A 427-nucleotide genomic window follows, 5' to 3' on the forward strand; every position below is an offset into this window, starting at 1 on the left:
ATCAGGATCCGCACCCCACATCACCTCCCGGACGTCCTCACCCAACTGCGCCATCACCGCGTCAAAGGCTGCCGCGAACACCGGGAACCGGGCATACAAACCACGACCCATCCCCAACCGCTGCGCACCCTGACCCGTGAACACCACCCCCAAACGACCATCACCAGCCACCCCCTCCACCGCAGCCACCAACAGCTCGGCCCTGGTCCGTCCCACCGAGACCAGACGGTGGTCGAACCGCGACCGAGACAACAGGGAATACGCCACATCCAACGGCCCAGCCGAAACCTCCGCCAGCCGGGCCAACTGTTCACGCGCAGCCGGCCCGGACCGGCCGGACACCAGCCACGGCACCACCACATCACCCGCCACCGGCTCAACAACCCCGGCAACCTGCGGTACTTCAGCGACCGGGGCCTGCTCCAGG

At 67.7% G+C, this 427-nt stretch carries 1 pseudogene; it reads right to left on the reverse strand.

The window, feature by feature from the left end:
• Positions 1-427: pseudogene (locus tag IO36_RS36065) on the reverse strand (beta-ketoacyl synthase); the annotation flags it as partial.

This window comes from Streptomyces aureus (assembly GCF_000725495.1).
Classification (GTDB): Bacteria; Actinomycetota; Actinomycetes; order Streptomycetales; family Streptomycetaceae; genus Streptomyces; species Streptomyces aureus_B.